Annotated in this window: 19 protein-coding genes; 6 read left to right on the forward strand and 13 right to left on the reverse strand. The window is 31.7% G+C overall.

The window, feature by feature from the left end; all coding sequences use genetic code 11:
- Positions 1-25 precede the first annotated feature (25 nt).
- Positions 26-406, reverse strand: coding sequence for an ankyrin repeat domain-containing protein (locus QBK95_RS05515; RefSeq protein ID WP_280931405.1), 381 nt, complete (start codon positions 404-406; stop codon positions 26-28).
- Positions 407-907: 501 nt separating this feature from the next.
- On the opposite strand from QBK95_RS05515, the gene gpmI reads away from it, so the two are divergent.
- The 3 genes from gpmI to QBK95_RS05530 all read left to right on the forward strand — a co-directional run bounded on the left by gpmI (position 908) and on the right by QBK95_RS05530 (position 4269).
- The gene (gene gpmI, locus QBK95_RS05520) at positions 908-2425 is read left to right on the forward strand and encodes a 2,3-bisphosphoglycerate-independent phosphoglycerate mutase (RefSeq protein ID WP_280931407.1); all 1518 of its coding nucleotides are present in this window, start codon (positions 908-910) and stop codon (positions 2423-2425) included.
- Between the two features lie 178 nt (positions 2426-2603).
- The gene (locus QBK95_RS05525) at positions 2604-3170 is read left to right on the forward strand and encodes an RNA polymerase sigma factor (RefSeq protein ID WP_280931408.1); all 567 of its coding nucleotides are present in this window, start codon (positions 2604-2606) and stop codon (positions 3168-3170) included.
- Between the two features lie 25 nt (positions 3171-3195).
- Positions 3196-4269, forward strand: coding sequence for a FecR domain-containing protein (locus QBK95_RS05530; RefSeq protein ID WP_280931410.1), 1074 nt, complete (start codon positions 3196-3198; stop codon positions 4267-4269).
- Between the two features lie 404 nt (positions 4270-4673).
- On the opposite strand, the gene QBK95_RS05535 is transcribed toward QBK95_RS05530, so the two are convergent.
- Positions 4674-5537, reverse strand: coding sequence for a hypothetical protein (locus tag QBK95_RS05535; protein WP_280931412.1), 864 nt, complete (start codon positions 5535-5537; stop codon positions 4674-4676).
- Between the two features lie 426 nt (positions 5538-5963).
- On the opposite strand from QBK95_RS05535, the gene map reads away from it, so the two are divergent.
- Positions 5964-6782 carry a type I methionyl aminopeptidase gene (gene map / locus QBK95_RS05540; RefSeq protein WP_280931414.1) on the forward strand — a complete coding sequence of 273 codons (819 nt, stop codon included), beginning with the start codon at positions 5964-5966 and terminating at the stop codon, positions 6780-6782.
- 14 nt (positions 6783-6796) lie between these two features.
- On the forward strand, positions 6797-7564 hold the full coding sequence (locus QBK95_RS05545) for a class I SAM-dependent methyltransferase (RefSeq protein ID WP_280931416.1): 768 nt from the start codon (positions 6797-6799) through the stop codon (positions 7562-7564).
- 26 nt (positions 7565-7590) lie between these two features.
- Here QBK95_RS05545 and QBK95_RS05550 read toward each other — a convergent pair whose 3' ends face one another.
- The 6 genes from QBK95_RS05550 to QBK95_RS05575 form a co-directional block, all read right to left on the reverse strand.
- Complete coding sequence (locus tag QBK95_RS05550) at positions 7591-8193, reverse strand: RNA polymerase sigma factor (protein WP_280931419.1); 603 nt, start codon at positions 8191-8193, stop codon at positions 7591-7593.
- Positions 8194-8692: 499 nt separating this feature from the next.
- A complete protein-coding gene (locus QBK95_RS05555) occupies positions 8693-9685 on the reverse strand; it encodes an FAD:protein FMN transferase (RefSeq protein ID WP_280931420.1) in 993 nt (330 codons plus the stop codon).
- 8 nt (positions 9686-9693) lie between these two features.
- On the reverse strand, positions 9694-10071 hold the full coding sequence (locus tag QBK95_RS05560; RefSeq protein WP_280931421.1) for a DUF8840 domain-containing protein: 378 nt from the start codon (positions 10069-10071) through the stop codon (positions 9694-9696).
- Between the two features lie 34 nt (positions 10072-10105).
- Entirely contained in the window at positions 10106-13531 is a 3426-nt protein-coding gene (locus tag QBK95_RS05565) for a DUF2135 domain-containing protein (RefSeq protein WP_280931423.1), read from the reverse strand.
- A 254-nt stretch (positions 13532-13785) separates the two neighbouring features.
- The gene (locus tag QBK95_RS05570; protein ID WP_280931425.1) at positions 13786-14472 is read right to left on the reverse strand and encodes a hypothetical protein; all 687 of its coding nucleotides are present in this window, start codon (positions 14470-14472) and stop codon (positions 13786-13788) included.
- A gap of 71 nt (positions 14473-14543) precedes the next feature.
- The gene (locus QBK95_RS05575; RefSeq protein ID WP_280931427.1) at positions 14544-15422 is read right to left on the reverse strand and encodes a DUF4846 domain-containing protein; all 879 of its coding nucleotides are present in this window, start codon (positions 15420-15422) and stop codon (positions 14544-14546) included.
- 189 nt (positions 15423-15611) lie between these two features.
- Between QBK95_RS05575 and QBK95_RS05580 the strand changes: the two genes are divergently transcribed.
- A complete protein-coding gene (locus tag QBK95_RS05580; protein ID WP_280931428.1) occupies positions 15612-16268 on the forward strand; it encodes a hypothetical protein in 657 nt (218 codons plus the stop codon).
- A 65-nt stretch (positions 16269-16333) separates the two neighbouring features.
- On the opposite strand, the gene nqrF is transcribed toward QBK95_RS05580, so the two are convergent.
- The 5 genes from nqrF to QBK95_RS05605 all read right to left on the reverse strand — a co-directional run bounded on the left by nqrF (position 16334) and on the right by QBK95_RS05605 (position 21095).
- A complete protein-coding gene (gene nqrF / locus QBK95_RS05585) occupies positions 16334-17641 on the reverse strand; it encodes an NADH:ubiquinone reductase (Na(+)-transporting) subunit F (protein ID WP_280931430.1) in 1308 nt (435 codons plus the stop codon).
- Between the two features lies 1 nt (position 17642).
- Positions 17643-18356 carry an NADH:ubiquinone reductase (Na(+)-transporting) subunit E gene (gene nqrE, locus QBK95_RS05590; protein ID WP_280931432.1) on the reverse strand — a complete coding sequence of 238 codons (714 nt, stop codon included), beginning with the start codon at positions 18354-18356 and terminating at the stop codon, positions 17643-17645.
- Positions 18357-18417: 61 nt separating this feature from the next.
- Positions 18418-19110 (reverse strand): NADH:ubiquinone reductase (Na(+)-transporting) subunit D, encoded by a 693-nt coding sequence (locus QBK95_RS05595; RefSeq protein WP_280931434.1) that lies wholly within the window; start codon positions 19108-19110, stop codon positions 18418-18420.
- 3 nt (positions 19111-19113) lie between these two features.
- Positions 19114-19869 carry a Na(+)-translocating NADH-quinone reductase subunit C gene (locus tag QBK95_RS05600; RefSeq protein ID WP_280931436.1) on the reverse strand — a complete coding sequence of 252 codons (756 nt, stop codon included), beginning with the start codon at positions 19867-19869 and terminating at the stop codon, positions 19114-19116.
- A gap of 2 nt (positions 19870-19871) precedes the next feature.
- On the reverse strand, positions 19872-21095 hold the full coding sequence (locus QBK95_RS05605; protein WP_280931438.1) for an NADH:ubiquinone reductase (Na(+)-transporting) subunit B: 1224 nt from the start codon (positions 21093-21095) through the stop codon (positions 19872-19874).
- Position 21096 lies beyond the last annotated feature (1 nt).

Below are 21096 nucleotides of genomic sequence, written 5' to 3' on the forward strand. Positions count from 1 at the left end.
TTAATTTTTCTACGTTATAAACACGCTATGACAGCTTTTTAAGTACAGCCATTGCTTCCTTTGCATTAGATAATTTGGCAAATTTCATCGCTGTATTACCTTTGCTATCTCTAGCTTTTACTTTAGCTCCTTTTTTAACTAACATTTTAATAATATCTACTCTATTATATCGAGCAGCATACATTAAAGGAGTCATTCCTTCAGATTTTTTGTTTACATCGCTTCCTAATTCTATCATTTTCTTTACAGTATCAGTTTCGCCCTTGACGATTGCCATGCAAAAAGTGCTAACTTGGTTAGTGCTAATTTCGTAATTATGACTATCTAAAGTCGTTGATTTTTCGGTTGCAAAGCTTACTGATGTGATGAACATAATAGCCAATGCGGTTACAATTGTTTTTTTCATGATGTTGTTTTTATTAATTTATACTATAGGTTTACTATATATATACAAGACTCCCAACATCACATTTTTGTTACAACAAAAAATTAATATAACATAACTTTAACCTTTTTAATCAATAAATAATTAACTAAATGTGTTAAAATATTAATAATATCTTTACTTATAACTTATTTTATTGCATAATTTACATTGCTATATTTACGCTGATTTATGTAAATAATCATTTTATTTTCAACAATTTATCCTTTTTTACAAATTACATTATCTCTACTAAAAAAGCTTTAAATTTAATAATAACTCATTTTTATTCACGTATACCTCCATCCTTTAACGGTTTAACAATCTCTTACCTTAATTAGAGAATTACTATACACCAAAATCTCATATCGACAACTTTCGTTTTTGGGTGATTATGAATGTATATTGTACTTTTGCCTCTTGTTTTATTTTTGAGCATTGTACTCAACTTTAACCAACCAAAGATTTAAAATTTTAGAAAAAATGAACAAAAAAGTAATCTTAATGATTCTGGATGGATGGGGAACTTCTCCAGATCCTAAAGTATCTGCTATTGATCATGCAGAGACACCTTTTATTGATAGTTTGTACTCTAAATATCCTAATGCTTCATTACGAACAGATGGACTTCATGTAGGTTTACCAGATGGGCAAATGGGTAATAGCGAAGTAGGACACATGAATCTTGGAGCTGGTAGAATTGTGTACCAAGATTTAGCCAAAATCAATATGGCCATTAAGAATAATACATTGAAAAACGAGTCTACCTTAGTAGATGCATTGAATTACGCTAAGGAACATAACAAAAACATTCATCTTCTAGGTTTAGTAAGCGATGGTGGAGTTCACTCGCACATCAATCATATAAAAGGATTGCTCGATGTAGCAAGTGCTAAAGGTTTAGACAATGTTTTCTTACATGCGTTTACAGATGGACGTGATGTAGATCCTAAATCTGGAATTGATCATATTAAGAATATTCAAAAACATATGACTACATCTACAGGTAAATTGGCTTCTGTAGTGGGTAGATATTATGCAATGGATAGAGATAAGAGGTGGGAACGTGTTAAACTGGCATATGATTTACTTGTACAAGGTATTGGAGAAGCAAGTACTGATGCCTCTGAAAGTATACAGAAGAACTACGATAATAATATTACAGATGAGTTTATTAAACCCATTGTAATGCAGGAAAACGGAGTTCCTGTTGCAACAATCAAAAAGGATGATGTTATTATCTTTTTTAATTTTAGGACAGATCGTGGTCGCGAACTTACAGAAATGCTATCACAAACAGATATGCCCGAATATAATACTCATACTTTACCATTGTATTATGTAACAATGACTAATTATGATGAAAACTTTAAAGGAACAAAAGTTATTTATGATAAAGATAATATTACTGAAACTCTAGGAGAAGTATTATCTAAAGCAGGAAAAAAACAAATTCGCATCGCTGAGACCGAAAAATATCCCCATGTTACTTTCTTCTTTTCTGGAGGACAAGAAACTCCTTTTGAAGGTGAATCTAGGATTCTTAGAAACTCTCCTAAAGTTGCCACTTATGATCTAAAACCAGAAATGAGTGCCTATGAATTAAGAGATGCTTTAGTACCTGAATTACAAAAAGGAGAAACAGATTTTGTATGTCTAAATTTTGCTAATGGAGATATGGTTGGACATACAGGAGTTATGGAAGCAGCAATTAAAGCTTGTGAAGCAGTCGATATATGTGTAAAAGATGTAATATCAACAGGATTAGAACATGGATATAGTACCATTCTAATTGCGGATCATGGTAATTGTGAAACGATGATAAATCCCGATGGATCACCTCATACCGCTCACACAACCAATCCTGTACCTATTATTTTAATTGACAAAGATCAAATACAGATAAAAGATGGTGTTTTAGGTGATATCGCTCCTACAATTTTAAAACTTATTGGCGTAGACCAACCCGAAGCAATGACTCAGAAGTCTTTAATTAAGTAATCATTATTATTACATAAAGTATAAGGCAGTCACACTAGTAATGTGACTGCCTTTTTTATGTGCTAGAAATTTCATTTTATTATCTTTAACAGTATCTAAATCAATTTATAAAATTTATACGCAGCGAAATCCTACATTCTCAGTTGTAATTTATGAGAGTAAGCACTAACCCTTATTCATGAATAAAGAAGAGCAAGGCAGACTGGTTAAAGCATGTAAAAAGAATAACCGGGATGCCATGGAAAAAATATATAATGCTTTTATGCCCAGAATGATTGCGGTAAGTTCTCGCTATTGCAAAAATCAATCTGATGCAGAGGATATAGTGCAAGAGGCTTTTATTAAAGTCTTCAAGAATATAAAAAAATATAAACATAATGGTATGCTAGGTAGTTGGATCGAAAGAATTGTTGTCAATTGTGCAATCGACTATTGGCATACCAGAAAGAAAACAGTTTATATTGATAATTCAGAATTAATAGAAGAACGAGATACGCAGGAACTTAATGATATGGAAAAAGAACATTTTTCTGAGCAACTTTCTGCAGAAAAAATAAGAGTATTAATAAATGATTTACCAGAACAATACAGATATGTTTTAAATCTATATGCTATTGAAGGATATTCTCATAAAGAGATAGGAAAAATATTAAAGATTAAAGAAAGTACATCAAGATCTAATTACACAAGAGCAAGGAAAAAACTTTTAGAAAATATGAGAGCACTTGGAATTGAAAAACATTAACCAGTAATCTCTAAATGAGTAACAAATGAAAGAGGACAAAGACCTTTTAAAAGAACTTTTACAAACTAAATTCAAAGATGATGTTATGGAGTCATCTAAGGATCGGTTTGACTCTATTTTTGATGCTGTACAAGAAAACACAGACGATAAAAGTTCTTTTTTATGGCATAAAATTGGAGGTGTCATTATTTTGTTAATTAGCATCATAACCACCTTGTACATCCTTAGAAACAAAACATCAAACCCTCCAACAGATAATACATCTATAGAAAGCCCTATCGAAAATGATGGTGTTGACCTCATCACAAATACCAATGATGAAACAGTTACGACTATAGAAAATGATACTACTGAAGTCATAAAACAAATTAATAACATCAGTACTCCCAAAAAAGTTGATGTAACAACTATAGAACCCGAAGAAGATATCAACGAAAAAGGGGTCATTACAGTAACTTATAAAGCATCGGATAAATATGCTTCAACAGAAGATACTAAATACAATAAACTGCCAGATTTAAGTGCAATTGCAGTTAGAAGAAATAGTAAAGTAAATTTCACAGCATCAAAACAAGGATATCGTAGGGCCGATATTACAGGAACGGCTTTTTTAAACGTTCATAAAGATGAGTCTATGCCATTTATTTTATTCGGAAAACATTCCAAAATTCAAGTTACTGGAAACTCTTTTGCTATTCATTCTGATGCAAATGCTGATCTTATGACTCTTATTGCTGGAACAGCCAAAGTGGTTCACAATATAACTAAAGAAGTAAAAGAATTAACTCCTGGTCAAAGCCTTCGTGTAGATAATAGAGGGATTTCTATACTTGGGGAATCTCCAAATCAGTTTGCATGGAAGACAGGAAGTTTACATTATAAAAATGCAAACATTAATGAAATCATTAATGATCTTTACCAGAATTATGATGCTAGAATTCAATTAAAAAATGTAAAAATCCTTAATTGTAAGTATTCAGGATCTTTTGAACAAGCCAATACAGTAAAAGTTTTAAAAGCGGTAGCGCTTTCATTACGCTTGCAAGTATCAAAAAAAGAAGATCTTTTTTTGATTACAGGAAGAGGTTGTAGTCAATAAGATTATAGATCTTAGTATACTTTTTTACAAAGTAAGCTTAACGTTGATCATGGGTATTACATCAGATATCCTACCTTATAAATGTATATATACAATTACTATCTCTTATTTTCATAAGTATATATAATTCAATCCAATTCATTAACGTAACGGTAGTTTTTCTTGTTATATATAAGTTTTTAAGTTCACGGTACGTATATTATATTTAGGATCTTATTGCTTTCTGTAAATTTTCCTACTACTACCAATATCTAAAGTTTAACAATTTCATCAACAGTAATTTCTTTTCATTATTTAAAGGGTTTTGATAATAATTAACGAGGCTTTTGATCAAAAAAAAGCACTAAAAAACCGCCTGTAGTAAAATTTACAGACGGTTTTTTATCATTAACTAACCTACTATCTTATAAATCGAATGTAATTGATTCTCCATTCTGACCTGTTAACACAACTTCTTTATCACAAGCTCCATCTCCAAAATCGATATTAAAATTAACATCAAAACTACTAGAAAAATCCATAGAACCTTGAACAGGGTATTTCAAGAAATTTACTCTATCAAAACATGCTATTTTATACACTAAAGGCGCTCCATCTAAAGATTCAGTTCTCATAAAAAATGTCTGATTTATTCCTTCTAAAGAAGAAGATTCATCAAGGGTGATAACTTCTTCTGGAGTAAATCTATTTTCAAAAACAAAATTTCTGTCTGTTGTATAACGATATGAATCTCCATTTGGATCTGTAATAACACCATCGATTACAACGTCAAATACTTTAGTAGTTTCGTTGCTTAATGCTTCATTTTGTTCAGCTACTCTATAACCATCAAACACATAGCCATCATCTCCTCTAACGTTCTTAAAAATCGTAGAATCTTTCCACTTAGAATTAAATACTCCAGCTACATAATACTCTACTTTACCACTCCAATCATCAAATTGACATTGCTCCTCTGTATAATCCAGAATCATTTTGCTATAGAAATCATAATTATCAAAACCTGGCAATGTATTATCTTGATTGGAAGCTAATAGTTCAATAGATACACAACTACTTTTAAAACTCTTAGAAGATCCCTGAACATCTACAGACGCCTGTTCTGAAATTGCATCAAAACCATTCATAGCTACATCTAGATTGTTAAACAGTTCAAATTTCTCCTTATCATTATTTTGGTCAGAGCTATCGATAGTATTATCAACATCCTCTACGGTACAACTTACAATTAATCCTAAAGTCAATGTACAAATCAAAAAATTTCTCATGGTTTACTTTTTTTTAAATGAATATTATATTGGGTTTTCTATTTACAAAACCAGAAAAAAAGAAAACGCTGCGCAGGTTTATGTTTTTTTTTCAAAATTTTCTATTAAATCAGTATAAATAACTGATTACTAACTATTTAATTTGTTATAAAAAAATGAAATTAAATAGTCATGAATACTCTCTTAGTATCAAGAATTAGTAAAAACTATATAAAAAACACCTTTGGGAATACTATTTTTAGTACTTATTAAAGATGAAAAGTAACTTGACCTCTATATTGCGTTCCTAAGAGAAGTCATAATAAAAAACCAATTGATTTGTAATTTCTAAAAAAACTGTATAACATTACAATGAAGATTAAAATAAGATGAACTGATTGAATCTTAATATTCTTTGTAAATTTGCCATCCCTAATTAGGAATACTATGATCATTACCAAAACACGTGAAGAAATAGAATTAATGCGCGAGAGTGCATTGATTGTCTCTAAAACATTAGGTATGCTTGCTTCTGAAGTAAAACCAGGAGTAACTACATTGCAATTAGACAAACTTGCTGAAGAGTTTATTAGAGACCACGGTGCGATTCCTGGGTTTTTAGGGTTATATGATTTTCCAAATACTTTATGCATGAGTCCAAATGCACAAGTTGTACACGGAATTCCTAATAATACTCCATTAGTAGAAGGTGATATTATATCTATAGATTGTGGAGCGATTAAAAATGATTTCTATGGAGATCACGCATATACGTTCCCAGTAGGAGAAATTTCACCAGAAATAGAACGGTTATTAAAAGTTACAAAGGAATCTCTTTATATTGGTATTGCAGAATTGAGAGTAGGTAAACGTGTTGGTGATGTAGGGTATGCAATTCAAAAATATACTGAAGAAGCTGGGTATGGAGTTGTTAGAGAGCTAGTAGGACATGGATTGGGTCGAAAAATGCATGAAGATCCAGAAATGCCTAATTATGGCCGTCGCGGAAGAGGTAAAAAACTTATTGAAGGGATGGTTGTAGCTATAGAACCCATGACCAATATGGGAACTCATCGTATTAAACAACTAAGAGATGGATGGACCATACTTACTGCAGATGGAAAACCAAGTGCTCATTTTGAGCATGACGTAGCCATCATAGATGGTAAACCCGAGATTCTTTCTACCTTTAAATACATTTATCAAGCACTGGGTATCGAATCTGACGAAGAAGATGCATTTAGACAAGAATTATTAGCTGTTTAAGTTTTTTCTAAGGAATGAAAAGACTCTTTAAACTTATATTAAACACGATTCCGAGACCGTTATTAATTCGATTGAGTTATATAGCCAGACCTATAGTTTCTTTTTTCCTAAGAGGAAATACTTATACCGATCCTATTGATGGCAAAAGTTTTTCAAAGTTTTTACCATATGGATATGGGACACAAAGAGATAATGTCCTTTCTCCATCTACGCTATCTTTAGAACGTCACCGATTGCTTTGGTTATATCTTCAACAAGAAACCAATTTTTTTTCTAATGAAGCTAAGGTGTTACATTTTGCACCAGAACAAGCTTTTTATAAGAGATTTAGAAACCTAAAAAATATAACCTACATCACTACGGACCTTAATTCACCACTTGCTGATGTAAAAGCAGATATTTGTAATTTACCTTTTGAAACGAACAAATATGACGTTATATTTTGTAATCATGTATTAGAACATATACCTGATGATACGAAGGCGATGCAAGAAATTTTAAGAGTCTTAAAGCCAGGCGGAATGGCAATTTTGCAAATTCCTCAAGAGCTTCATCGCGCTACTACTTTTGAAGATGATAGCATTACTGATCCAAAAGAGCGGGCTAAAATTTTTGGTCAATATGATCACGTAAGAGTATACGGAAGAGATTATTTTGAAAAATTGAGATCTATTGGTTTTAGAGTTGATGAAATAGATTACACCAACATTCTTTCTAAAGAAGAGGTTACCCGATATTGTCTTGCTCCTGGAGAAATACTGCCTGTTTGTTATAAGCCTTGAGGATATATTTAAACCTCAATGTAATCTCAAGAAACGATTCTATTTACCTTGTTTGAAGTTGATCTTATAGCAAGTTCGGCATATAATGGATCTTTTTCAATCATTTCCATAAGGTATTTTTTACATTCAAATTTTTTCTTTCTAACATAGCCTTCAGAATAATTTAGTATTACGCCAATTTCTCGCATACTTTTTCCTTCAAAAAACAAAGTAAGTATTCGTTTGCATTTACAATTAAGTTTTGAAAAGTGTTTTCTATACAATTGTTCCCTTTCCATTTGTTCGATATCATCTATAAAATCTGTATGATGTTCTAACATCAAATCATCAATTGCACCGCAACAAGAAACTTTATGTTTTCTTCTTAATTTACTTCTCCACTTGTTTTTACAAATTCCATAAAAATATGTATGTATAGAACAAGTTATATGAACTGAATCGGTATTAAGTTTTTGATATAGTACAATCAGTCCATCCTGAAATACATCTTCAGCATCTTTTTCGTTTCCTGAATTTTGCAGAATAAATTTTTTAACTACTACAAAGTTCTTCCTATAAAAGTTTTTTAAAACCTCTTCATTTCCTTTTATTATACCATTAAAAATTTTGATCTCATCATTGTACCCCATATTGATGATTTAAGAATTAGCCAGTTGTTTTTTCCCTCATAATATCAGTATCAATTTTCGTTCCATTGTTACAAAAGAGATCCAATCTCTTCAAAAAAATTCAAAATCTTAAATTTTCATTGATATTAGTAAGTATATAATAAAACTAGAAGATAATTCCTGAGAATGAAAGTAATAATTAGCTAACAGACCATTACAATGAGTTAACTGCTCTTATCAAAAGACTAACAAATAATATAAGAAGTTTACTTAAACCAAAGAACGAATAACTTCACAATCGTAACCAAAATATATACTTTAAAAACCGAAAGTTTTTACACTTATTACGACTATTAGTATTTAATGTATATGGAAATATTTGAATATCTAACAGGAAAAGGAGGTTTACTCATATTAGGCCTTATTGCCGTTATAGCACTTCTTTATAAAAAGTATCAAAATTGGCGATACTTTAAAAACATGGAAAAACGAAGAAAAAATAAGAACTGAAATTACATTTCTACTTCTCAGGAAAGTTATTTAATGTAAGTGTTTTCAATTCGTTATACTCATCTTCATAAATAAAAAAAGCACTTAGATTTGTATGAGATTTTAAAAACTGTGTAGATTTTTCTAAGCCCATAGACATCAACGCTGTAGCATACGCATCCGCTTCCATGCAAGATTCAGTTAAAACAGAAACACTTAAGAGATTAGATTTATGGGGATATCCAGTTTTAGCATCAATAATATGTGCATATCTATTTCCATTGGTATCTAATTTAAATTTACGATAACTCCCAGAAGTTGCCATCGCTTTATTTTGTAATGAGATCACTTTACTATAAGATTGAGTTTCATCAAAATTAGGATCTTCTACTCCGATTTTCCATGGTTTTTGTTTAACAAGGTTACTTCCTTTTCCCTTAATCTCCCCACCAATTTCTACCAAATAATTTTTAATCTCCTTTTCATCTAAAAACTCTGTAAACACATCTACTGCGTATCCTTTTGCCAATGCATTAAAATCTATAAACGTACCTGGATGTTCCTTTATAATTTTACCTTTCTCTAATCTAACCTTATCTAAACCGACCGATACCAATAAACTATCTATCTTAAGACTATCTAAAGTTACTATTTTGCCTTCAGGCCCAAAATCCCAGGCATTTACTATAACTCCTATTGTAGGATCAAAAACTCCTTTTGTCTCCTTATAAATGTTTTTTGAAGTTGTAAATACATTCTTAAAATGGGTATCAATAGTAATGGTAGTATCTCCTTTATTAATTCTGGAAATATCAGAATCTTTTTGATAAGTGGACATAGAATTATTAATAACTCCTATAATACTATCATAAGATGAAGAGAAATCAATCTCAGCAGTAGCTATAAATTGAACCGAAAAAGTTGTTCCAAAGGCATTCCCGTTGGCATAATTAAGCTGTAAATCGGATGTTTTTTTACAAGAAAATATAAACCCAATCAATAATAAAATTACGAGTGTACGCATTATATTGTTTAATTCAGAGATGTTTCTATAACTTGTAATCCAGCATACTCCAGCATATATTCTTCATTTAAAAAAACTGGTTTATTAGGGTTTTCGGAGTTCTGTAATCCTACACCTGCATAAAATACTTTTGCTTCTTGCTCTCTTGCATGTTTTTTAAAGGCTTCCATCCAAACCATATCATAATTATGTGGGTTATCTGGATAGGCAACAGCTTTTACAATCACAAAATATCGCTGATTAGATTTATCAATACATACAAACTGAGGATGTTTACCTAATGTACTATTGATTGCAATAAATTCGAAGCCTTTTTTTTCTAATTCCTCACCAACAATATTCATTGCCAGATTATGTAATTCTTGTTTGCTTAGTATTTTTGTCATAGCAAAGCAAAGATACTATTATTAAGGTATTTTTTTAAAATATTAAGTTCCCTATCTCCATTTCTTTCTCTTCTTTACCCAATCTAACGATGCTTATTTTTCTTGATTCATTCTTCTTACCGTAATTGGTAAATAAAGTTACCTTCAATACTGTTGGGCCTGATATTTTCTGAACGTTATCTGCAAAATAATCTATCATTACTTTATATTTTCCTTTAAGGGCATTTTTAAGCATAAACTCTTCTGGTCCATACCCTTCTGTCATATCTGATGATAACCTACCTCCTATTTCTGTCTCGGAATTACTATAATAACCTTTTTCTTTATTAGGATCTATCACCCATAAATCTATATCTGTATCATTATGATTCCAATCTATAACCACTCTTACATCAACTGGAGTTTCTTTAAACTGCTTTCTTATCGATTTCGATAATTTCAGTTTTCTTTCATATTTATATACTAATCTATTAAGCTCTACATACGCTAATTCTTCAATTCCTAAAAAGCGTTCATCTTCATCTTTTTCTAACAATTCTCCATCATAGATTTTATATAATAAATCAAAACTTTTTTGATAAGCTTCATCATATTCATATGCTAGTGCTAAATCTCTATATGATTGAGGTTCTTCGGGTCTAAGTTCTAATATTTTCTCATATACAATAACAGCTAGATTATATTGCTCAAAATATTCTAGTTTATACGCTAAAGCTCTCATTAATTCGTGATTATCTAACTCCACTTCCATAAGATTCGTCAATATCTTAATTGCTATATCGGAAGCTTTTCTTTTGTCAAAAAAATCAGCAACATCAAGATAGAAAGCTGGTGTATTAGCATATTGATTTCTTATTTCTAAATACTTACTGTAAGCTAATTCAATTGTTTTTTCTTGTTCTAAGGTTTTTAGGTATGGTGTATCTGGATTCCATGATTTTAATTCTATTTTATCTGAAATTTTTTGATTCAAGGCATCTATTTTTTCTTTATTCTCGATTTTACCCGTTTTAGTAGTAATTACTACAACTCCATTACTCCCTTTTGCTCCATACAAAGCATTTCCACTTTCTCCTTTTAAGATTTGTATCGATTCTATTTCATCTGGCGACAATGTACCAGTTGGATTATCATTAACTGGTATACCATCAAGTATATAAAGAGGTTGAGCACCCGAAATAGATGAAACACCTCTAATCTGAATTGATGAATTTGTTTCTGGTTGTGAGTTTTGAACACTAATACCCGTAACCTTACCCTCTAAAGATTCTGATGTAATAGTTGAAATGGTAGTACTTCGCGTCATTTTTTGAGTGGTTATTCCTTGAGCCATAACTACAACTTCCTCAAGCATAGATGCATCTTCTGTTAATTTAACTTGTATAGCACCCGAATTATCAGCAGTAATTTCCTTAGTTGTAAAGCCAACATATGAGATTACCAACTCTTGATCAGTTTCAACATTAATCATAAAATTACCATCAAAATCTGTTTGAACACCACTTGCGGTCCCTTTCACAATAATATTTACACCAGGCAGTGGAAGACCTTCATTATCTGTAATTACTCCCGATACAGTTCTTTTTGTAGGATCAATTGTATTCTTTCTAGATTCAACAGGAGTATTGGTAGTATTATTGGTTGGTTCTTGAGAGGTATCGATACTAGCATGTTGGACTGTAGCACTATTACTTTCATTTACAGAATTCGTTTGATTTCTTGGTTTTTCTATTTTCTCAGGAAACTTTGTATTATACCACGTCAATAACTTCTCATATCCTTTAAACAAATATATCTTTCGTTCTTCTAACTCTTCTTTTTTATATAATTCTTCTTCCTCGATATTGGCTATTCTTTCCTTATATGCTTCTTTTAATTCATTTGGTGGTTCTATTCTATACTTAACATAATCTTCTATTCTATCTAATATCAGCATGGATGTATAGTCTGTTATCAATTTATATTGCTTCGCTAAATAGATAATATCACGCTTATTTTCTTTTGTATTTTTACTTAAGGATTGTAACTTTTGCTTTGCCCATAATCTTCTAGTTATTTTATCTTCGGTTTTATTACTTATTGGAATTTCTATTTCTTTTGTTATCTTATTCTGATAACCAAAAAGTAATTTAATAGAAGTATCTTCTGAAAATTTTCCAGCCAAAGAGAAATCTGACATAACATTTGTATTATGATTAGGATAGACTTCTTCTATAGCTTTGTTGTTTGCAACTCCCAAAAATTGATAGGTCTCATATTTCAAAATTTCTAAAGCATTTTTGATAGAATATCTGCTAAGGTTTATATAGTTTCCTCCAGAACTAGTTGCAATTTGTTTCATAAATCGATGATCTCCAGAAACAGAAGAATTAATTACATAGATGCTTCTTTTTATTTTTCTAGTAAATCCTCCTAGATTTGCTAAACCATCAGTAAAAAGTAGGACTTCATCAGATTTTATTTTGAGTTTATCTAAAAAACTTAAAGAAGTACCTCCATCATATACTATATTTTCTATTTCATTTTTTAAAATTAACCAATCACCATTGGATACTTTAAAAGTTTTATTGACATCCACTGAACTATTAAATGAAATTAATTGAACTTCGCAATTCTGTAGGTATTTAAAATATAAATCAAGCACACCTATTTCTTTTTCAATCTTTCTTTTATTAGTAGAAAAAGAAGAATCCCATAATACTGTTACTTTTTTTGGTTTTTCTTTTATTCTAGAATCTGGTTCTAACCTATGATTTATATAGAAAAAATCCCTAAAGCTCAGTATTTGAAATGAATTCTCGCTATTAGGAATTTGTATTGTTATCGAGGAAGAAGGAGTATAATCTTGTTTATATAATGTCGCGTGGTATTTATTATTCGTCTGGGCAAACACCAAATTATTGCTTGTATCTAATGGTTTCGCTCCTCCATATTTTTCTATGTTTACAGAAAATTCATCTAAATTTTCGGTAAAACCTAGAGGAAGTTGGTACATTTTAAGATCATTATTATCAAACAGTACTTGTTCGTACGTAATTACTATACGTTTATAGTTTTTAGGCAAAATCGGATAGATTCTAGCTTTATAATTATTTCCTTGTGTTTTTTCTAAAAGACCTGGATCTATATTTTGCCTAACTGTACTTTCATACGCTACTCTTGCCAGTTCTTTTTCGACAATTACAGCTTCTCTCATTTTTCCATTAACATCCATAGAAAACCCCGAAACTGATTGCCCTTCACCTAACGGAAACATTAATTCTCCCTCTAATGTTCTATCTAATTCATTATAGAATTTCATATCATACACTGTGGTAGCAAAGTTTCCAACAATTTTAACATCTACCTTTAATGCAGATAATTTTAATTGCGTTGAATCATTTAACTTAACTTTAGGTGTCTCCTGAGAATATATCTTTACAAAAAATATAAGAAATAGAAAGAGTATAGAATTTTTCATGGTGTTTTTTTTGGATTTACAGTAAAGCTCTTAATAAACTGTAATTCGTAAAACCTATAATGAGTAAACATATCATTTGAATGAGCAAACGGTCTTACAAACAAAAGTCATTTAAATCCAACACTAACATTTTCTTAAATCACAACGGAACCAAGATGAAATACTAGATTACGAAGTTCATGTTTTGTTAATATCTGAGTCATAAAGAGGCAAAGATATTATTTGAATTCCTGAACTAAAATTCAATGTATTGACTAAGGAAGTGCTGGAATACTACTAGGGTTCATTCTGAGAAAATTAGCTAAAGATATTAACCTACCATCATTTAATTCAATCAAAACATCACTCGTGGTTCGATCTCTACCTAAAGTTTCAAAAAAAGAATGTCTTATACTTAAATATCTAGGATTTTGACTACTAAAAAAAAGCATAATTTCTCGGTTAGCACCATTCATTTGAAAATTGAAACGTATAGTTGGATCATTGAGCCAGTTGCTTAGTAATTGTACATCGCTATCAAGAGCTAGATTATGAGATCTAGCATAAACCCGACGTCTCTGTTGAGGTCCCAATAACACATATCCCATAGTAGCAAATCGTTCTGTAAGCAGGTGCATTAAGCTTAATTGAAAAGAATGATCAGAAGCATTCAACATATCATCTATATCTACAGCTCCACTGGAAAAGCTATCTATTATTATTGGGGTTCTATTTACAAAACGCATAGAAACTCTAACAGGTGTATCAATAAACTGCATAATGCCACGAATAAAATTAGTCATTTTTGGTACACTATTGGGTCTAGCAGCATATCGCAAAAGGTTATTCAAGATATAAAACGTAACTACTCCATTTGTTGTCCGAGTTAAACGTTCTAAAAATTGATCTACCAATGGATTTTGAATATTCTGACCTGCACCAAGACCTGTTATTGAAATCATCTGTATTTAAAAAGTTTCTAGTTATTAAAATTACAGAATCTTTATTAAGATCACAATGGCAAATTGTAAAATTACTTAAACCTAATAAACAATGCTTTTTCAAAATGATAACTGGGTGTATACACAGCTTCATTTTCTACAAATCTATACCAAGGTGAAATACTAGTATCTTCAAAATTCTTAAGCAGACAGACATTTTGGGCTGGTGTATTTCCTTGCGCTAACAAAAACAGTTTATCTCCTTGATCATTCACAATCTCATCAACTATCATCTCTATATGTCCTGGTGAACCAGGTTTTACCAACATATCGCCAATAGTCAAATCTTTTACTTTTACTTTAGGTAGTTCTGTGTGCAAGGACAAAGTGCCTGCATACGTATAAATCAAGTTCAGATATTTATAAAAATTGCTTTTAGAAGTATTGGGCGAAGCTGTTTTATGAAATGTGACTTTATTTCCCTTAATTTTTGGTCTAAAGCCTTCAGCATATTTTTTCCACGAACAATAATGGCCAGAAGTAAAGTTAAACCCGACTTCATCTTTTCTATTCGCATCCCATAAATATTCTGCCCTCATTCTCATAAGTGCATCCGCACATTGTTGTAATCCATTTGATGGAACAGGAACTTCTAAAATTGCATCATGCCAATGCTGTGCAAAATACTGTGTATTGTCATAATTAATAATCGGAGATCCATGCTTTTTTAATTTATAGTTCCGTAAATATTCCTGAAAAGAACCTTTAACATATTTTGTTCTTTGATATCCTTTTGGCACTACAACTCTTGTTGAAATCGAATCTCCTTCTTCATGAATATAATCGGGAATAGAAACGATATTTTTTACAACCCCTTTTACGTGATTGGTAAGATGTTTCCCATTTGATGTTATCCTAAAAAGTAGCACAGCAGCAACAATTACAACACACACAAAAACACCTTTTTTCATATAGTTAAATAGCACATTAGAAACTAAAAAATGTTAGAGATTCATATGATTTCCCTGAAATCTAATTAACTCAAAATATAAATACAATATTTATTTTAACAAATAATTAACAAACGTGTGATTTTTAACAAAGGTCTTTTAAGCATCATTCATAAATCAAAAAATTCATTTAATCAAAAAACGAACAGTATGAAAACATTATTTTTATTACCCATTTTAATACTCACAATTCTTAGCTCAAGAGCTCAGGATGACACTTCGAATCTTTTTAACAAAGGGGATTTTTTTATTTCGGGAACTGTAAGCTATAGAAACGCTACTAAAGAAGACCTAAGCTCTAATTCAGAATTTAATAATGAATATGTAACACTCAGTCCTGAGCTTGGTTATTTCGTTAACAATAATTTGGCCGTCGGATCCAGAGCAAGTTTATTTTCCAATAAAAACGAATCCGAGAACAGCATAAGTAGAATAGAAGGTTATACCTTAGGAGTTTTTGGTAGATATCATTTCGACCTAAGTAATAGACTGCTTTTATTTACAGAACTTAATTTAAATTATACTAGAACAGAAAACGGTTATTTATTCTCGGGAGATGATTTTACGAATAGAACTGATTCCGTTTCGAATGAATATGCTGCAGAAATTATACCTGGGATTATGTTTTTTCTATCTAAGAATTTTGCATTAACCTCTAGGCTCGGTAGTATTAAATATAGTATCGGAGACAGTTATGATTCTAGTGTGACCGATACATCCTATAACTTCTCTGATCAAGATTTCGACTCTTTTTCTGCTAATTTTAATCTTAACAACCTGCATTTCGGTATTCTATATCGTATTTAATAAATCAAAAAAAACCGATACAAATTGTATCGGTTTTTTTTATTTTACAAAGAGATAGAATGTGTCTACCCTCCAAAGTCATCAAATCTGATATGTTCATCTGGAATACCAAAATCTTCTCCCATTTTCTGAACAGCTTTGTTCATTAATGGAGGTCCACAGAAATATAACTCTATATCTTCTGGCGATTCATGATGATTCAAGTAATTATCGATCACACAGTTATGTATAAACCCTACAAATCCATCTCCTTCTGCATTGATATCACTTTTTACTTTCCAATTATCTTCTTCCAAAGGCTCAGAAAGTGCTAAATAGAATTTAAAATTAGGGAAGTTTTTCTCTAAATCATAAAAATGCTCTAGGTAGAATAATTCTCTTTTAGAACGACCTCCATACCAATATGTAACTTTACGTCCAGTTTGTAAAGTTTTGAATAGATGATATAAATGAGATCGCATTGGTGCCATACCAGCTCCTCCACCTACATATAACATTTCTGCTTCTGATTCATTGATAAAGAATTCCCCATAAGGTCCTGAGATCGTTACCTTATCTCCTGGTTTCTGAGCAAATATATACGATGATGCCACACCTGGATTTACATCCATCCATCCGTTTTTATTTCTATCCCAAGGTGGAGTAGCTATACGTACATTCAACATAATCTCTCTTCCTTCTGCAGGATAAGAAGCCATAGAATATGCACGCTCTACAGTTTCACTGTTTTTCATGACTAATGGCCATAAACCAAACTTATCCCATTCTGCTTGAAATTTATCTGGAGTTTCATGTTCTTCAGGGTGTGCAGTAATATCAATATCAGCATACTTAATCTCACATTGTGGGATTTCAATCTGAATATATCCACCTGCTTTATATCCCATATCCTCAGGAATACGTACAACGAACTCCTTAATAAATGAGGCCACATTATAGTTACGTACTACTTCTGCTTCCCATTTCTTAATTCCGAATACTTCTTCTGGAACCTCGATATTCATATCTTGTTTTACCTTTACCTGGCAAGCAAGACGTGCTCCATGTTGTAACTCTTTACGAGAAAAATGCGGCGTCTCAGTTGGTAGTGCTTCTCCTCCACCTTCTAGTACGTGACACTCACATTGAATACAAGTTCCTCCACCACCACAAGCTGATGGTAAAAATATTTTTTCATTCCCTAAAGTAGATAGTAATGTTCCTCCTGAAGCTACTTCAATCTCCTTTTCACCGTTAATAGTTATTTTAACGGGTCCAGATGGTAATAATTTATCTTTTGCAAATAATAAAATCCCTACTAAAACTAAGGTTAGAACCAAAAACGAAATAATGGTAATAACGATTGTTCCAATTGTCGATGCTAAAAATATCATGTTATTTAAGTATTGAAACGTTAGTATTTTCTGCTACTTCTTTAGCAGCTTTCTCTTCTACCTGAACAGTTTTTTCTTTCTTTGCTTCCTCTTCATCACCTCCAGTTAGCATTCCTCCAAAACTCATAAAACCAATGGCCATAAGTCCAGTTAGAATAAAAGTAATTCCTAATCCTCTTAACGGAGCAGGAACATTAGAGTATCTGATCTTTTCTCTAATAGCTGCTATGGCTAGAATTGCCAAGAACCATCCGATTCCAGATCCAATACCATATACACCTGCATGAGTAATAGTTGCAAATTCTTTCTGTTGCATAAACAATGATCCACCAAGGATGGCACAGTTTACCGCAATCAATGGTAAGAAAATACCTAAAGAGTTGTATAATGAAGGTGAGAATTTCTCAACCACAATTTCTACTAATTGTACCATGGTTGCAATAGTAGCAATAAATAAAATAAAGGTTAAGAAACTTAAATCATAATCTGCATATTCTGGACCTAACCAAACTAAAGCACCTTCTCTAAGAATATACTTATCAAGTAAAAAGTTTAACGGTACTGTAATTGCTAAAACGAATATAACTGCTGCTCCAAGACCAACAGCTGTTGACACCTTTTTGGATACTGCTAAGTATGAACACATTCCTAAGAAGAATGCAAATACCATGTTATCTATAAAGATTGATTTTAAAAATAATTCTAAATATTCCATTTTTTATACGTTTTTAGTTTTAGTTGAAACTATAAAGTTCCAACCTTAACTGTGAACTTTTCTAGTGATCTTCGATTAGTGCTTTATTTCTACTTCTCTGAATCCAGATAATAATCCCTACGGTAATCAAAGCCATTGGCGCTAGTACCATAAAACCATTATTTTCATATCCATAAGCATATAATCCAGTTTTCTCAATTGGATCTCCTAATACTTTAGCTCCTAGTAAAGTTCCAGATCCCAATAGCTCTCTAAAGAAAGCTACTATAATCAATAAAACTCCATAACCAGCAGCATTACCAATACCGTCAAGGAAAGATTTCCAAGGCCCGTTACCTAAAGCAAATGCTTCAAAACGTCCCATAATAATACAGTTCGTAATAATAAGACCAATAAATACCGAAAGCTCTTTACTTAATGTATACGCAAATGCTTTCAGCACTTGATCTACTACAATTACCAAAGCTGCTACTACTACTAATTGTACTATAATTCTGATTTTGGATGGTATGATGTTTCTCATCAATGAGATTACCACATTACCAATACCTAATACAAAAATTACAGAAATTGCCATCACAATCGAAGGTTTCAACTGAGCAGTAATTGCTAATGCAGAACAAATACCTAATACCTGTATAGTAATTGGATTGTTATCTGTAAGAGGATCTGATAGTAGTTTCTTGTTTTTCTTCGAAAACAAAGGCTCCTTTGGCTCTTTTACTTTAACTTTTTCTTCTGTTACTTCAGCCATCTGTTATTTTTTTAAAGTTTCGAAATAAGGTTGATACATTTTGATACCTTTCTTCACCATTGCCGTAACACCGTCTCCAGTAATTGTAGCACCAGCCATAGCATCTACTTCATTATCTCCTTTATCAATGTTTTTAGGATCTGCATTACCTTTCTTTACAGTAATTCCTTTATAATTACCTGATGCATCTAATATGCTTTCTCCTATAAAGTCATCTCTAAAATAAGCTTCTTTGATGTTAGCTCCTAAACCAGGTGTTTCTCCTTTATGGTCAAAAAACGCTCCTTTTACGGTCTTAAACTCTTTATCTAAAGAAACATATCCCCAGATCGCATCCCAAAGACCATTACCTCTCATAGGTACTACATAAAACTCTTCTCCATCTTTCTTACCTATAAACAAAGGAAGTTTTCTTTGGTAATTAGCATCTTGCTTTACCTTATCATTTTCTTTTTTAACCTCAATATTAAAAGCATCTGAAGTTTTCTCTGCAGAGTTACCAGTAATGATATATTGCTCATCTCCTACATATTTATCAAATAACTCCTGAGCTTTCTCAGCAGGTACAAACTCATTAGGATCTTCTGTATCAGCAATCCCCATTGCAAACAAAATATTCTGTTGCTTTTCTGTGATTTTATTAGCTGTAATATTAGGTTTCAAAACCGAAGATATACCTGCTAATAAGGAACCTACCACAACTACCATAGCTACGGCAAAGATTATTGTATATGAATTTTTATCTGTATTAATCGCCATAACTAAGCAGTTTTTAATTTTAGACGTTTCATTCTCTTCTTGATATTTCCTTGCACTACATAGTGATCAATAGTTGGAGCAAATACATTCATTAATAGAATAGCAAGCATTACTCCTTCTGGATATGCTGGATTGAATACTCTGATCAAAATCGAAATAAATCCTATTAAGAAGCCGTATATCCATTTTCCTTTATTAGTTTGTGATGCAGTTACAGGATCAGTAGCCATAAACACTACTCCAAAAGCAAAACCTCCAATAATTAAATGATGCCAGAATTCTGTACTCATTAAGCTATAAAACTTACTTCCAGAGCCAATCCATTCTGCACTCACAACTCCATTAAAAATTAATCCCATTGCCAAAGCACCAAGAACAGCACTTAGCATAATTCTCCAGCTTCCGATCTTAGCAAAAATCAAAAACAAAGCTCCTAGTAAGATTAATACTGCAGAAGTTTCACCTACTGAACCAGGTATAAATCCTAAGAACATATCAGACACAGAATACGTAAATTCTTTTCCTTGAGCTAAACTACCTAGTACAGTTTCTCCAGATATTGCATCTAATTGCGCACCTCCTGCAATTTCATTCGCTCTTTCTACTGCTCCGTGTACCCATACTTTATCTCCTGACATCCAAGTTGGATATGCAAAGAATAAAAATGCACGAATCGTAAGCGCTGGATTTAGGATGTTCATTCCTGTTCCTCCAAATACTTCTTTACCAATAACTACTCCAAAAATTACAGCCACTGCTAACATCCATAAAGGAGTATCAACAGGCACAATTAATGGAACTAACATCCCAGTAACTAAATATCCTTCTTCTACTTCATGCTTCTTAATAACAGCAAATATAATTTCTACTGTAAGACCTACCACATAAGAAACAACTAGTAATGGTAGTACTTTCCACAATCCAATTATCAAATTATCAAATGACCAAAATGAAGTACTAAAAAAACCAATAGCTTTTTCTATTTCTCCTTCTGCCAAATTATGCTGATATCCAGCATTAAACATACCGAAGATCAAACAAGGCACTAATGCCATAATCACCGTATTCATCGTACGCTTAAGATCATCAGCTCCACGAACGTGTGCTCCAGAATGCGTAGTTTCATTCGGCAGGTATAAAAAAGTATGGATTGCATTAAATGCAGGGGCCATCTTTTTATCTTTATACTTAAGTTTTAAGTTATGTAATTTACTTTTTAAACCCATG

The organism is Aquimarina mycalae (assembly GCF_029906345.1).
GTDB lineage: Bacteria > Bacteroidota > Bacteroidia > Flavobacteriales > Flavobacteriaceae > Aquimarina.